The sequence below is a fragment of the Clostridium sp. KNHs216 genome, assembly GCF_006714885.1.
In the GTDB taxonomy this organism is placed as follows: Bacteria; Bacillota; Clostridia; order Oscillospirales; family Acutalibacteraceae; genus Caproiciproducens.
Window position 1 is genome coordinate 3,126,113 of the sequence record NZ_VFMF01000001.1, and the last position, 14,693, is coordinate 3,140,805.

Annotated in this window: 8 protein-coding genes; all 8 read left to right on the forward strand. The window is 48.6% G+C overall.

What is annotated here, in order from left to right:
• The first annotated feature begins 72 nt into the window (after window positions 1–72).
• Window positions 73–1,332, forward strand: a complete 1,260-nt coding sequence (locus LY85_RS15050; RefSeq protein WP_038322748.1) for a PTS transporter subunit IIC — start codon at window positions 73–75, stop codon at window positions 1,330–1,332.
• Window positions 1,333–1,414: 82 nt separating this feature from the next.
• Window positions 1,415–2,470, forward strand: a complete 1,056-nt coding sequence (locus LY85_RS15055; protein ID WP_141827296.1) for a 2-hydroxyacid dehydrogenase — start codon at window positions 1,415–1,417, stop codon at window positions 2,468–2,470.
• A gap of 37 nt (window positions 2,471–2,507) precedes the next feature.
• Complete coding sequence (locus LY85_RS15060; RefSeq protein WP_141827297.1) at window positions 2,508–3,275, forward strand: 3-oxoacyl-ACP reductase family protein; 768 nt, start codon at window positions 2,508–2,510, stop codon at window positions 3,273–3,275.
• A gap of 41 nt (window positions 3,276–3,316) precedes the next feature.
• Window positions 3,317–4,207, forward strand: coding sequence for a class II fructose-bisphosphate aldolase (locus LY85_RS15065; protein ID WP_141827298.1), 891 nt, complete (start codon window positions 3,317–3,319; stop codon window positions 4,205–4,207).
• A 393-nt stretch (window positions 4,208–4,600) separates the two neighbouring features.
• Complete coding sequence (locus LY85_RS15070) at window positions 4,601–10,270, forward strand: TIM-barrel domain-containing protein (protein ID WP_185741233.1); 5,670 nt, start codon at window positions 4,601–4,603, stop codon at window positions 10,268–10,270.
• Between the two features lie 313 nt (window positions 10,271–10,583).
• Window positions 10,584–11,573, forward strand: coding sequence for a substrate-binding domain-containing protein (locus LY85_RS15075; protein ID WP_141827300.1), 990 nt, complete (start codon window positions 10,584–10,586; stop codon window positions 11,571–11,573).
• Window positions 11,563–13,125 (forward strand): histidine kinase, encoded by a 1,563-nt coding sequence (locus LY85_RS15080; RefSeq protein WP_141827301.1) that lies wholly within the window; start codon window positions 11,563–11,565, stop codon window positions 13,123–13,125. The genes LY85_RS15075 and LY85_RS15080 overlap by 11 nt, the downstream gene beginning before the upstream one ends.
• The gene (locus LY85_RS15085) at window positions 13,100–14,692 is read left to right on the forward strand and encodes a response regulator (RefSeq protein ID WP_141827302.1); all 1,593 of its coding nucleotides are present in this window, start codon (window positions 13,100–13,102) and stop codon (window positions 14,690–14,692) included. Before LY85_RS15080 ends, LY85_RS15085 begins: the two co-directional genes overlap by 26 nt.
• The last annotated feature ends 1 nt before the right edge of the window (window position 14,693 follow it).

Sequence of the window (14,693 nt, forward strand, 5' to 3'; positions counted from 1 at the left end):
AAGGGAGCGATACGGAAACACCGTTCTTAAGTTTGAGGAGAAAGCTTAAATAATTTTAGGAGGATGCTTGTTATGGAATGGTTCAATCAAATTATTAAATTGGGTGCTCCGGGAATGATGCCCATCATATTCTTCATTCTGGCATTGATCTTCGGCGTAAAAATTGGGAAATCGTTTAAATGTGCCGTTCTGGTGGGCGTAGGATTTGAGGGCATTAATCTGATTGTCAGTCTCCTTCTCAACAGCGTAGGACCCGCCGCGCAGGACATGGTCACAAGGTTCGGCCTCAAATTTACCGTGCTGGACGTTGGGTGGCCCACTGCGTCGCAAATTGCCTGGTCATCCGTACTGGTTCCGTTTGTGGTCGTCGGCGCGTTTGCTGTGGATCTTCTGCTGCTGGTGCTGAAACTGACCAAAACGGTGAACCTGGATATTTTCAATTTCTGGCTGCTGCTGCTCCCGGGGTGCATGGTGTATTCCGTCAACCAGAATCTGGTCGCAGCGGTCGCTACCTCCCTGATTCTTTACGCCGTCGCACTGATCGTCGGCGATAAGACGGCTCCAATTATCCAGGAGAGCTACGATATGAAGGGAGTGTCCTTTCCGCATGCTACCTGTACGGCATATGTGCCGATCGGCATTCTCATCAATTTTTTGATCGAAAAAACGCCGGGACTGAATAAAATCGATTTGAACCCGGATAAAATCAGCAAAAAACTCGGTATTCTGGGGGATTCGCTGGTACTTTCTTCGGTTTTGGGCGCCGTACTGGGCCTTTTGGCGGGCTGGAATGCCGGTCAGATCGTTTTACTGGCCGTGGAGATGGCAGCGGTCATGAAGCTGCTGCCCTATATGGTCGGGGTTGTTGTGGAAGGCGTGACCATCGTGCGTGAGGCCGCGGAAATCCGGCTGAAAAAGATATTCCCGGACCGCGAGTTCTACATCGGCATGGATACCGCGCTGCTGATCGGCGAACCGACCATTCTGGCGACCGGCCTTTTGCTGATTCCCTGCACGCTGCTTCTGGCCGTCATTCTGCCCGGGAATAAAATGCTGCCCTTTACCGACCTGGCTTCCATTGTTTTTCTGATTTCCATGGTCGCCCCGTTCTGCAAAAAGAATATGTTCCGTATTTTCATCACGGGCCTTTTTGTGGTGACCATTGCGCTGTACGGCGGCACATTCCTCGCCCCTCTCTACACGCAGGCAGCGGTGCTGTCCGGGGTCGAACTTCCCGCAAGCGCGCAGGGGACCCAGATCGGCAACCTGGTATCGCCTTATAATGCTCCCTTCGCTTGGATTCTTATTGAGCTGGGAAAGCTGTTCCATTGACCCGCTCAAAAATAGGCGGGCCTGTTTTTATAAAATACATAGCAATCAAAACACAAGTAACTAGGGAAAGGAAGTTAGCACATTGAACATTGTTGGCGTTGGAGATCTGCTGATCCCCGAAAATTTCATTCGGGAAGGTTTCCGCAATTTCGAACAGGCAGGAGCTTCCCTGAAAACCATCAGTTGGAAACTTGGGGATTATGAAGAGCTGCAAAACATCAACCTGCTGATTGAGACCAGAGGAAGCGAAGCGTACGAGGTTCCGGATGATATTCTGGAAGCCGTACGGGACGCAGACATCATCATTACGCAGTTCTGCCCGATCAATCGGAGGGTGCTGGATGCGTGCAGCCGGTTGAAAGCGATCGGAGTATTAAGGGGCGGTATTGAAAATGTGAATCTGCCTTATGCAAGCGAAAGGGGAGTTGCGGTTTTTCATACGCCGGGCCGCAATGCCAACGCGGTTGCCGATTTCACAGTGGGTATGATCCTTGCCGAATGCCGAAATATTGCCAAAAGTCATCTAAATTTGAAAAATGGGCAATGGGTTCGGGATTATAATAATAAGGACAGCGTACCGGATTTAGCGGACAAAGTCGCCGGGATTGTCGGGTTCGGAGAAATCGGCAGAAGGGTGGCGAAAAGACTTGCCGGGTTTAATATGAAAATCGTTGCGTACGATCCTTTTGTACAGCAGGCCCCGGACGGCGTGAAAATGCTGCCGCTGGAAAAACTGATGCAGGTCTCTGATTTTGTCACCGTCCATGCCCGACTTACCGAGGAAACGGAGCATCTGGTCAGCGCAGAGATGCTGGATTTGATGAAGCCGACCGCTTACCTCATCAACACGGCACGGTCGGGTCTGGTCGATGAAAACGCCCTCTGCGAAGCCTTGAAAGAGAAAAAGATAATGGGGGCGGCAATCGATGTATTTGACGAAGAACCTCCCCGCAAGGGTTACCCTCTCATTGAGCTGGAGAACATAACGGTTACTCCGCACCTTGCCGGCGGAACGCGGGACGCTTTTACCAGCTCCCCCAAGCTGCTGGCCGCGGAAATGATCAAGCTCCTCGAGGGAACGGACTCACGTTTTGTGCTGAACCCCGATGTTTATCGTCAGCAGTTTCAAAAGAAGTAATAAATGTAATTTTAACAGAGAAATGGTGTGACAGACTTTGGATTTAAACCTGAAAGGCAAAACGGCTCTTGTCACCGGCGGCGGCAGCGGCCTGGGGAGAGCGATCACCGAGGAATTTGCCCGGGAGGGCGTCAATGTTACGGTGAGCTACCGCTCAAAAGAAAAGGAAACCAAAGCGTTTCTGGAGGAACTCAACAGCCGGTACGGCACAAGAAGCATTGCCGTGAAAGCGGACATTTCGAATAAGCAGGATCTGAGTTCCCTTTTTGATACGGCTTGCGAAACGTTCGGAAAACTGGATATCCTGGTCAATAATGCGGGAGTCTGGCTCTCGTCTTACGTCAAAGACATGCCGGAAGAAGATTTTGAAAAGACATTCGCGGTGGATCTGGAAGCGCCGTTTCTGCTCAGTAAAAAAATGGTGAATCATTTGCTTGAGCAAAAAAGCAGGGGGAAAATCATCAATATTGTTTCGCAGGCGGCTTTCCATGGTTCCACGACCGGCCACGCGCATTACGCCGCGGCTAAAGGCGGCCTGGTGATTTTCACCGTTTCCCTTGCGCGGGAAGTCGCCCAGTACGGGATCAACTGCAACTGCGTAGCCCCCGGGATCATGCGGACCAAATTGATGTCCGGAGCGCTGTCTTCGGAGAATGGAGAAGAATATTACAAAGACCGGATTCCCCTCAAACGGATTGCAGAGCCGAACGAAGTCGCCTACACGGTGCTGTTTCTGGCTTCCGACAAAGCGGATTATATCACCGGCGCAACCATTGACGTTTCAGGCGGAATGCTGATGCGATAAAGAAAACAACGAAAAAATGATTGATTTGGAGGTATCCTTTCATGTCACTGGTAAATTTAAACACAATGCTTCAGGATGCACGCAAAAACAAATATGCGGTCGGAGCATTTGACGTAAGCAATCACGATATGGCGCTGGCCGTGCTGGATGTTGCGGAGGAACAGAAATCCCCCGTAATCCTGATGGGCCTGACGGTAGACCTGCAGGGCGATAAGCTTGAGTACTGGATCGAGGGACTCAAGTCGATGGCGAAAAAAGCAAAGGTTCCCGTATGCATCCACCTGGATCATGCGACCGATCCGGACTTTATCCGGAACTGCGTGGACAGCGGTTTCTCGTCCGTTATGTATGACGGGTCCACCCTTCCCCTGGAAGAAAATATCAAGAACACCAAAGAAGTCGTCGAGTACGCGCACCGCCACCATGTATCGGTTGAGGCGGAACTTGGGCATGTGGGCGACGGCATCGTTGGAAATTCGGAAACCGGAGTAAAAAAAGACAAAAACGCGGCATTCGATAATCCCGACGATTATCTCACGAATCCCGGGGAAATGACCCGCTTTATTGAGGAAACAAAGGTGGATGCTCTCGCTGTTGCTGTCGGGACAGCTCATGGCGTTTATGTCCATAAGCCCAAAATCCATTTTGACCGCCTGGAAGAGCTGAACAGCCTCTCCACGGTCCCGATGGTCATGCACGGCGGTTCCGGTACGCCCGACGATCTGATCCGAAAATCCGTTCAGCTCGGCATCTGCAAACTGAATATCTTTTCAGAGATGCTGGCTGCTTTCTATTCGGCCATGAAGAAAGAGTTAAACGAAACGGAAAACATGTCCATTTGGCCCTGCACCGCAAATAAGGAACCGGTTGAAGCGATGAAGAAGGTTGTCCGGGATAAAATATTGCTGTTAGGTTCCAATAACCATGCCTGACTTCTGAGCACAGACTGACCGGAAGGCTCGCTGTCCAGATAGATAAACGATCGGATTGCAGCGGGATTTGCCTTTACACCAGAAAAAATTTCGCCGCAGAAGAAGCATAAGCAAAAAACTCAACACCAGGCTCATCGAGCCTGGTGTTGAGTTTTTTTGCTTATAAAGACAGTGAGGAAGCAAGAAGTTTCAATACGGGTGCCTTATATAAAAAATGGCAAAAAAGATGTAATGGTCAGCAATATATTCTATTGATAATGATTAAAAACATCAATATACTAGAAACACTTACAAAAAAACGAAACATTTAATCTAAAAAAGGAGGTTCGCCATAGAACTGAAAATGAGAATCGGCGGATGATACGGGGCTTTGAGATTTCGGGAGGAAGAAGAATGATTAAGAAAAAGATTTTATGTATGGTGCTTTCCATTTCCATCGTGTTTTCATTACTGATTCTGCCGGATACTCTCCAGACGGAAGTACAGGCGGCGGAAATAGTAAAAATCGGGGATAACACGTCGGTGGCGGAGGATGGAAACATTCTGACCTTTACGTGCGGGGAGCAGGAAGTTAAGGTCGAACTGTGTACTCCACAGACGGCGCATATTGAGCTGTCGCTGGACGGCGCGGACGGATACCGTCCCAGCGATCCTCAATACTACATGGTGCAAAAAAATATTTGGGATCCTGTAAGCAGAACCGTTACGGACGAAGGCGGATACATCAGGATTCTGACAAGCAAGATGGATATTCATATACAAAAAAGTCCATTGCGTATTGCAATGTATGATCTCGACGGCAACCTGCTGAGTAAGGATGCCGATGACCAGGGAATGTATTGGGATGATACGGGAATCCGCGGCGTCAAGAAAACAGAGGGTACAAAAAATGCGGGAGGCATTTTCGGCTTTGGCTCCGGAGATCATGGCCGCAGAGCGGATTTGAACCGATATAGCACGGATTTCAGTGAATTCACTATGTCACACGGCAGAGTGGTCGCTCCTTTTTTCATGAGTACCGTTGGCTATGGGATTTTCCTGAACACCATCGAGACAAACACGAAGTTTTTTAAACAGGGCGGCGGCTTTCAGACACAGGGCTATTTGGATTATTATTTCATGTATGGTCCTGATTTCAAAACAATTCTGAATGAATACGCGGAAATTACCGGAAGGATGGAGCTTTACGGCAAATGGGCAAACGGCTTCATGCTGTCGAAATACGGCAATGACAATGCAACACAGGCAGAGTTTCTGGAATGGCTCCACAAATTGAGAGATGAAGGCTATCCCAGCGATGCCTATGTTTTTGACTACGGCTGGCGCGGCGATGTTGCGGACAACGGCGGCAACCAAACCGGAGCAGGCCAAAAATTCGGCAAACAGATGTGGAGCAACGACACCGCGAAGTTCCCGGATATTCCGGCAATGTTTGACGAAGCGCGGCAGTTGGGGTTCCATGTAGGACTTCACAACAACGCGGGTACGCCGGAAGCCTCGGGCGGCAAGACGCTTTACCTGCCTGAAAACGAACAGAAATGGGTAAAATCCTATATGGACAGCGTCATTACCACCGGGTTCGGGGATTTTTTCTGGCCCGATGAATTTGACGTACTTGGCTCCAATACGGCGCCTACGCTTTCCTCCAAAGGCGCTTATGAAGCCTGGCAGGCATACACCGATGAATCGCGGCCGATGTTTATGGCCAGAGGAGGTTACGCGGGACAGCACTTTGCGACCGCGTGGTCGGGCGATATTAATCCCACCTCTGCGGAAATCGGCAACCAGATCGGTTTCAGCATTGATACCGGCCTGATCGGTTATTGGGCGACCTCGCATGACCTCGGCGGATTTATGTCGCGGCCTACCGATGCTCTGTATACCCGGTGGGTCTCGGAGTTCGGCGCATGGAACGGCATTATGAGAACCCATGGTCACGATGGCCGCGAGCCGTGGACATTTAGCCAGACGGCTCAGGATACGCTGAAAAAGAATCTGAAGACCCGTTATGAGCTGTATCCGTATATTTATTCTCTTTCATGGCAGGGCTACAGCCAGGGGACACCGATCATGCGCGCCATGCTGCTGGAAGACGGCAGCCAAAATAACCCGGCGGCATGGAATCTGAACAAACAGTATTATTTTGGAGATTGGTTCCTGGTGGCCCCGGCACAGGACACCAGCGATACCGTGGTTTCGGTCTGGCTTCCTCCGCAGACTACCTGGTACAATTATTACACAGGGAAACGCTATGAGGGAGGCGCAAGCGGAAAAACGATCAACGTCGCGGCAGCCCTGACGGATATACCCGTGTTCGTAAAAGCGGGGGCCATTGTTCCCATGGGTCCGGATATGGATTATGCGGATGAAAAACCTTTGGATCCCCTTACACTGGATATTTATCCGAAGGGAACCACGGACTTTACCCTTTATGAAGACGATGGGGTAAGCCGTAAATACATAACTGAAAATGCATACAGCACGACAAAATACGAAAGTGCACAGAACGGGAATGATATTTCCTTTAAAATCTTTGCAAGGGAAGATCACAACGCGGCTGTTTACAAACCGGTCGAACGCTCCTACAATCTGAAGTTCAACCATATTGCTCAGATAAACGGTGTGACCGTAAACGGAAACAACATTTCCGGCGTATCGACACTGGAGCAGTACAATGCTTCGCAGGAGGCTTACTGGCTTGATTCAACAAATAACATTGTCTATGTGAAGACTCCCGACACCGGAGAGGAAATCAATGTGGAACTCGCTTCCGGCGGAATTGTTGAACCGGCGCTCGGCAATGAAAACGAAGGGATTCCCGCCAAGCAGGTAAACGATGGAGACACGTTTGAACTGGAAACGGGGAAATTCCTCCCGCAGTCCGGCGGTCAGGTAATCGCCGACACGGAGTGGAAAGGCTATACGGGAACGGGCTTTGCAAAAGGGTTTAAGGTGGCCGGGGATGCGGTTCAGTTCGACGCCGATATTGTAAAGGCGGGCACCTACAACCTGAAAATACGCGTAAACTGCGGAAAGAAAAACGATCCCCAATATGATTCCTCACCCCGTACAGGCGGGTTGTACCTCAACGGAACAAAAGCGGCCGATCTGTCCTTTGCGGTGACGGATGTCTGGGGAAATACCGTAAATAGTGTAAAACAGGGAGTCTGGGTTGATTATACCATTCCGGGCATCAAGCTGGACGCCGGCGTCAATACCTTCAAAATCCAGGCGGAAGGTTCCAACCCCGGCAACTACAATCTGGACTCGCTTACCTTCAACCGATTGGATACCACGGTAAACGCCTTTAGCCGGATTGAAGCGGAGTCGGCCGGCACACTCACCAATGTGTCGAAGGCGGCTCTGGGAGACGGCACCAATGTCCTGAGCACATCCACAAACGGAGCGTGGGCGCAGTTTAATGAAGTGAGAGGTTCCAACAAAGGCGGGCTCCAGCTTCGGGTAAAGAGCACGACGGGGGGCCGTATCATAGCTTATGAAAACGGTGTGGGCGATAAGGTGCTTGCCACCTTTGACCTGCCGGAGGACGGGCAGTGGACGACTCTTACGGAAAAGTCCAAGGACACAGACGCGGATACAAGCAATATTTTCTTCGAATTCGTCGCAAACTCTGCATCAGATCTGGATTGCGACATGGATTGGTTCCGCTTCATTCCAAGAATTGATTCCGGCGATACCTTTGAGGCGGAAGATGCACAAGGCGATACAACCAGCGCGGCCGGTGACGGCAGCGGGACCGTACGGGTCGATAATCAGTGGCCGGGATATACCGGTACCGGTTACGTCGCGGGCTGGAAGTCCGTGGGGAATTATGTGGAATTCCAGGCGGACGTTGCACAGACGGGGAACTATGATGTTACTCTGAACGTCGCCAACGGCAAGAAGAATGCTTCGCAGTATGATGATACTCCTCGTACGGGTGTACTGTACATCGACGGCGTAAAGGCCGCGGATTTTGGCCTCGAAGTACACGAAACATGGGGCGAATGGTTTGAACATGTCATTGAGGGTATCCCCATTGAAGAGGGCATCCATACCTTCAAGATCCGTTCCGAAGGCAGCGAAAATTCCGGAAACTTTAATCTGGATTCCATCAGATTTGATCTTCAGGCCTCCTCCGCGAACAGCATAACGGTGACTCCGGTCAGCGGTGCGACGGTTACTGCAGACAAATCGCAGGCACAGGCGGATGAAGTCGTGAGCGTTACCATTAAAGATATCGTGCAGGGCAAAGCTTTCAAATCGATCTCTGTGACCGATGCGGACGGCGAGCCCGTCGTTACTGCGGAGGTAACGGCCGGCAAAAAATATACGTTTGTCATGCCCGCGTCGTCTGTTACCGTCGATGTGGAGCTGCAGGATGTAACTCCCGATACACTGAATATCCGCAGCGTTCAGCAGTCTGATCCGTTGACTGTTGAGTACGGTACCGATTATGACAGCTTAGAGCTGCCTGAAACTGTGGATGTGACTCTCAGCGACGATACCGATATCAGCCTTTCCGTCAACTGGATAGAGGGCGGCTACAACGGCAATCGCGCGGGTACCTACACCTTAAAGGGCTCGCTGATTCTGGAAGATGGCATAACCAATACAAGCAATATACAGGCGTCCATTCAGATTACGGTAGAGGACAGTTCCTCCCCCGGCACGGATAAAATCATCAATTCATTTAATCCGCTGAATCCGTCGGTGAAAAATCAAACAGTTGCCTATGGAACGCCGTTCTCTTCCCTGAATCTGCCTCAGAAGCTCAAGGCGGAAGTTGACGGAATAAAGGATACCTGGGTCAGCATAACCAAATGGGTCAGCGACATCACTTACAACCCGCTGGCTTCCAAAACATACCGCTTTGCGCCGGTTTTGGACAGCGGCTATGTACTGGAAGATAACGCCGGACTTCCCGGCATTTCAGTAACCGTTAAACCGAAAAAGAGCAATCACTCAAGCAGCAGCTCTTCTTCAAGCAGTACCGGCAATACTCCAAAAACGCAAAGTACGATGTCTACCACAACAACCGCAGGCGGAGGCACGGCGGCAGAGGTAACAACAAAACCGGATACAGCACCGGCTGTGTCGGGAAGCAAGTCAAGCGTTACCGTTTCGATCCCGACAGAGATCACGTCCGTGATCTCCAATGCAACGGCGGAAAAACCCGCCCAGGTAACGATCGCTCTGCCAACCGAAACAATACTGGAACAATTAAGCAGCAGTACGGTTCAAACCGTTACTGTGAACATGCAGGTTCCTTCCTCTGTGGCAAACAATACCAATGCAAATGCAAATATATCCATAACGGCATCACAAGCGGCCTTGCAGGCGGCTAAGGATGCGAAGAAGGACATTACCCTTACAGTGACCGATTCGGACATGGGCAGTGAAGCTTATTCATGGACCTTCTCCGGTGCAGACTTGAGCAGTTCCATTGCTCCCGTTACAAACGTGAATCTTGCGCTGAACGTTGTCGCGGTGAGAAATGACACATCGGCTGCCGAAGTAGTGGCAAAAAATGCTGCGGATCAAAATTCCTTAGGTACTTTGATTCAATTCAGTAATAAAGGACTTCTCCCCGGACTCGCAAAAGTCAGGGTGTATGTGGGAAATCAGCAGGGATGTGCTCCGAATTCACAGGTGTTCCTCTATTATCTAAACAGAACAACAAAGGTTCTGGAGCAATTGCCGAGAAGCGAGTACACGGTGGATGCAAACGGGTATGTGGAAATTGATATTATCCACTGTTCCGATTACGTGCTGCTGCCGAAAGCCGCGGTAAATCCGTATCCTGTAAAATCAGACACTACTTATCCCGTCGGGGTGAAGCACGGAGAAAGCTATACCTTTATGATGACAGCCGGCGAAAATTCGACTCCGTCATTCGGCGTGGGGAACGGCCAGGCATTTACGAGTATGGTAAAGCGTCAGGGAAACAAGTACTATTTCACCGTAAAAGCGGTTGGGTCAGTTGGTACGATGACTGCGGTCTACAGCACTTTGCCTGGACAGCAGCCGGTAATCCTGTGCTATATCTCAGTAGTCAAGTAGCATAATACGGCAGCGTGGAGAGGCAAAAAGGCCTCTCGGAAAATTCCAGACGGAGAGGTACTTGAATCACGGAAATCGGTGGTTTGGGTACCTCTTTGTTCATCCATTTTGTTAAATGCTGCATAAGTTCTGTCAAATAGATTAAATAAAAATGGAAGTTATATATAATTATTTTTACCTAATTTTCAAAATTATAGAGTGAAATTCAATGATTATCAGACCGCTCAAATTTATAATTTACGCCGTGCACAGGAGCATCGGCCATTTATTCATCAATATTTCTACTACAATTATTTAGAAGAGAAGGGTCATAATGAAGAGGATCTTTGCATCTTTGGTTGTTGCGCTGGTGATTATTGCCGCTTTATTTTATGATCTGTATGGAACCGTCAATGATGGGACAGTGGAAAATGAGGCGGGAAAACAGCCGAAATATCACATACAGGTTATTACGCAGAATTCGGATGAGCATTTCTGGACGATGTTTAAAAAAGGTGCAAGCGCCGCAGGAGCTGAATTGAACACCTATGTAGAATTTGTCGACGTTACTCAAAAAGATGTGGATTCATCCGTACAGGCGGTTGAAAAAGCGATTTACTCCAGCGTGGATGGCATTGCCTTGCAGGGACAGGACATTACGAAGACATCTGCCGTGCTGGAAATTGCAAAATCAAAAAACATCGCTGCGATCACTTTTGAAAATGAGCTGAGTTATATTCCCGATGTGCCGACGGTTGGCTCAAACCTGTATGATATCGGCCAGAAAGAAGGAGAGCTGGGGGTACAGGCCTGCAAGGGAAAGGGAAACGCCGTCCTGATTGTAAACGGAGCAGGGAGCCAAAGCAGTCAGTTTAAGAGCCTCAAGCTACAGGGGATTATGGATGTTTTTTCAAAGCATGCCGGAATCTCCGTACAGGCGGTTTATACGCTGAGTGCAGGCATGTTTGAAACAGAAAAACTAATGAGTAAAATTTTGGCCCAGAATCCGAAAATCGATTTGATCGTCTGCACCGACGAGCGCAACACGCCGAGTATCGCGCAGATCATTGTTGACGCCGACCGGGTGGGCGATGTATCCATTGTCGGGTACGGCGCCATGCCGCAGACTCTGAAGTACATTGGGGGGCGCGGGGTGATCTACGGCACGGTATGCCCGGATGCGTATAATATCGGTTACGATACGGTTTCTCAGCTTTACGCCATTTTAAACGGCAACCAGGTGAGCGAAAGCCTCAACACCGAGCTGTTTCCGATTAATAAGACCAATGTTGATCAATTTATGGTAAAAACGAATGAAAGATAAGATGAAATATAATGCGGTCAAATCCCGTGATATGAAATTCCGTACACTGCTGATCACCTTTTTCCTGTCTTCTGCCGTCATTATAATGCTGGCAAGCGTGTACACTTACATATCCTCCCAGATTTTAATGCAGGATACGTCGGAAATGTTCCGGAAAAATTTAGAGCTTACCGGAGCATACAGCCGGCTGAGAAAGATTCAAAATGACATAGAACTGTATCTTTCCACCGGCAGCTCGGACAGCCTGCTGGCATTTTACGACGATGGCAACGCCATTACTGATAACGTAAACAAGCTGATGGATGAAGTAACCTATACGCCGCGCGGCGTGAAAATCAAAAATGTCGCCAACATGATTACGGATTATATGATAAAAGCGGAAAACGCAATCAACGCGAAGCGCGGCAGGAATATAGACGCGTATGTGACCGCTTATGAAATCACGGTGAAGGAATGTAACTATATAACGGTATATATGGAAGAAATCATGAGTCAGGATATTGTGGACAGCGCCGAAAAATATAAAGCGATCAGCGAACGGCAGCTGCAGGCAACGGTGTTCAACAATATCTTTATTCTGTTTGTCATGATCTACGTTATCGTAATGATTTTTGTTTTCAGCTTTGAAATTACCAAGCCGATTACAAAGCTAGCTTCCTATGCCGCTGAAATATCAAAAGGAAATTTTGAAATTAAAATTACTCCCGTCAAGTCCAGCAGGGAAGTAAATATGCTTTACAGCGTTTTTTCTTCCATGGCGGTCAATGTGAAAGAATATGTGAACGAGCTGCAAGAAAAGAGGAGACTGGAAAGAACGATCAGCGAACAGAAAGTGAACAACTTGAAGATGAGGAACGCGCTGCACGAATCGGAGCTTTTAGCATTGCAGTCGCAGGTCAACCCGCATTTTATATTTAACACCATTAATATCGGTGCAAAGATCGCAATGCTGCAGGGAGACGCGGCCACTTGTACCTACCTTGAAAACGCCGCCGATATTTTCCGCTACAATCTGAACGGGCTGGATTCCAACGCAACGTTAAGAGAAGAAATTGATAATGTGGTCTCCTATATGTATCTTCTTAAAACACGGTTCAGCGACAGAATTCAGTTTTCTCTTGATCTTGATGAGTCCGATTCCAAACTGCTCGGTTTTGTGGTGCCCCGTATGATCCTGCAGCCGATTGTTGAAAATGCGTATATTCACGGGATAGGAGAAATCGAAGAAGGGGGAACCATCCGGCTCATTGCCCGGCGGGATGCTCAATACGTTTATCTGACCGTCAGCGATAACGGGAAAGGAATTGAGGAGGAAAAGATCGCTGCCATTATAAACGGGGAACCGGAAGAATCGGCGGAGGAGAAACCCAGGCAGAGGGGCCACACTACGGGCATCGGCATTGAGAATGTGATGAAACGGCTGCGCCTTTTCTTTGGGAAACAGGATGTGATGAAAATTGAGTGTACGGACGGAGAAACAAGATTTACTTTTATACTGCCGACAGAAATAGAGAAGGGGGAGGAGCATGTATCGTGTGCTGATTGTGGATGACGAACCGATTGAGCTGAAATTTATAGAGTACATTATCAATAAAAAGTTTACGGCTTTGAAAGTGGAAGGTACAGAGCGCTCGGGCAGAGCGGCCATTGAAAAAGCGGAGAGTACCTACCCCGATATTATAATTATGGACATCAATATGCCGGGAATCAATGGATTGGAGGCGATGCGCCAGATTCGAAAAGGGAATCCGAATGTCCGTTTTATTGTAGTTTCTGCCTTTGATTACTTTAATTATGCGGTGGAGGCGGTCGCTCTCAATGTAGATGATTATCTTTTAAAGCCTGTCAAAGAGGCAACGCTGGTGGAAACGCTCGAAAAGGTAATGAAACAGATTGATGCCCGGCGCGACAGAACACGGCGGGAGATGGAGCTGAAAGAGAAATTCGAGATGGTCATGCCGATTTTGGAAACAGGTTTTATCAACGCCATTTGCATTTTCGACGACGCCGGTACGGATCTTCATAATTATTGCCGTATCTTTGATTTCAAAAGTACCAGCGGGTATGTCATTGCGATCCAGTTTGGCGAAAAGGAGGGCGGTGAGGTGAAAAACAAAATCGGCGCGGGGGTACAAAGCCAAAAGCTGTACCAGCATTACTACAGCATTTTAAAGTCGATTTGTGTCTGTGTTGTGGGACCAATGATGTTAAACCGGCTGATTGTTTATATCCTGGACGAGCAGGAAAATGGATTTGAGCAAAAATTTTCCGCTGAAAAAACAGTACAGAATTTCTATAAACGCGCAGAAAAGCTGGACATCGAAATCTCTGTGGGAATAGGAGGACACTGTAAGAGCGTTGACAATGCGCACGAGTCCTACCAGCAGGCTCTGCGCGCGCTGCTTATGCTTTCCATCTCGAAAATCGACTGCAATATTTTACACTTTGATGATGTTCTGGCGGAAGAGGGGGGTGTGGAAACCTGCTATGAAAAGCAGTTTATGCGAAGCTATTACCTTAGTGTGGATACGGAGGACGCTTTGGTAGCTCAGCTTGCGTTTGAAAGCATATTTTCACGTATGTGCTCGGAGATAATGCCTGATTTTGACGAGCTGAAGAATAAAAGCATTTCTCTCATCCTGGGTTTCAGCAAGCTGTGGGTGAACCTGGGAAGCAATCATTCTGTGATGCTCGGTCAGATTTTACAGGCTCAGAAACCGGACGAGCTTCGCAGGGCATGCTGCTGCTGTATCGCGTCGGCAGTAAACCGGACCGTTTCGGGAAAGAAGAAAAAAATAAACAGTATCATTGAAAAGGCAAATCGATACATGGAGGAACATTTCAGCGACGAGATCACGCTGGATTCAATTGCCAAAGAGGTCAATCTCAGTCCCTACTATTTCAGCCGCTTTTATAAAGCGCAGACAGGCGTTAATTTTATCGATCGTCTGATGACGATCCGCATTGAAAAGGCAAAAGAATATTTATCCGAAACAGATGCGTCGATCAAGGAAGTTTCAAAACAGGTTGGTTATATGGAACCAAATTATTTTTCCAAGCTTTTCAAAAAAATTGCCGGGATAACAGCAACTGAATATAAAGAACAATATGGGAGATGAG

Excerpts from the sequence above, each read along its gene's own strand:
- LY85_RS15075 (WP_141827300.1), top strand. The coding sequence starts at position 10,584 with ATGAAGAGGATCTTTGCATCTTTGGTTGTTGCGCTGGTGATTATTGCC.
- LY85_RS15050 (WP_038322748.1), top strand. The coding sequence starts at position 73 with ATGGAATGGTTCAATCAAATTATTAAATTGGGTGCTCCGGGAATGATG.
- LY85_RS15070 (WP_185741233.1), top strand. The coding sequence starts at position 4,601 with ATGATTAAGAAAAAGATTTTATGTATGGTGCTTTCCATTTCCATCGTG.
- LY85_RS15065 (WP_141827298.1), top strand. The coding sequence starts at position 3,317 with ATGTCACTGGTAAATTTAAACACAATGCTTCAGGATGCACGCAAAAAC.
- LY85_RS15080 (WP_141827301.1), top strand. The coding sequence starts at position 11,563 with ATGAAAGATAAGATGAAATATAATGCGGTCAAATCCCGTGATATGAAA.
- LY85_RS15085 (WP_141827302.1), top strand. The coding sequence starts at position 13,100 with ATGTATCGTGTGCTGATTGTGGATGACGAACCGATTGAGCTGAAATTT.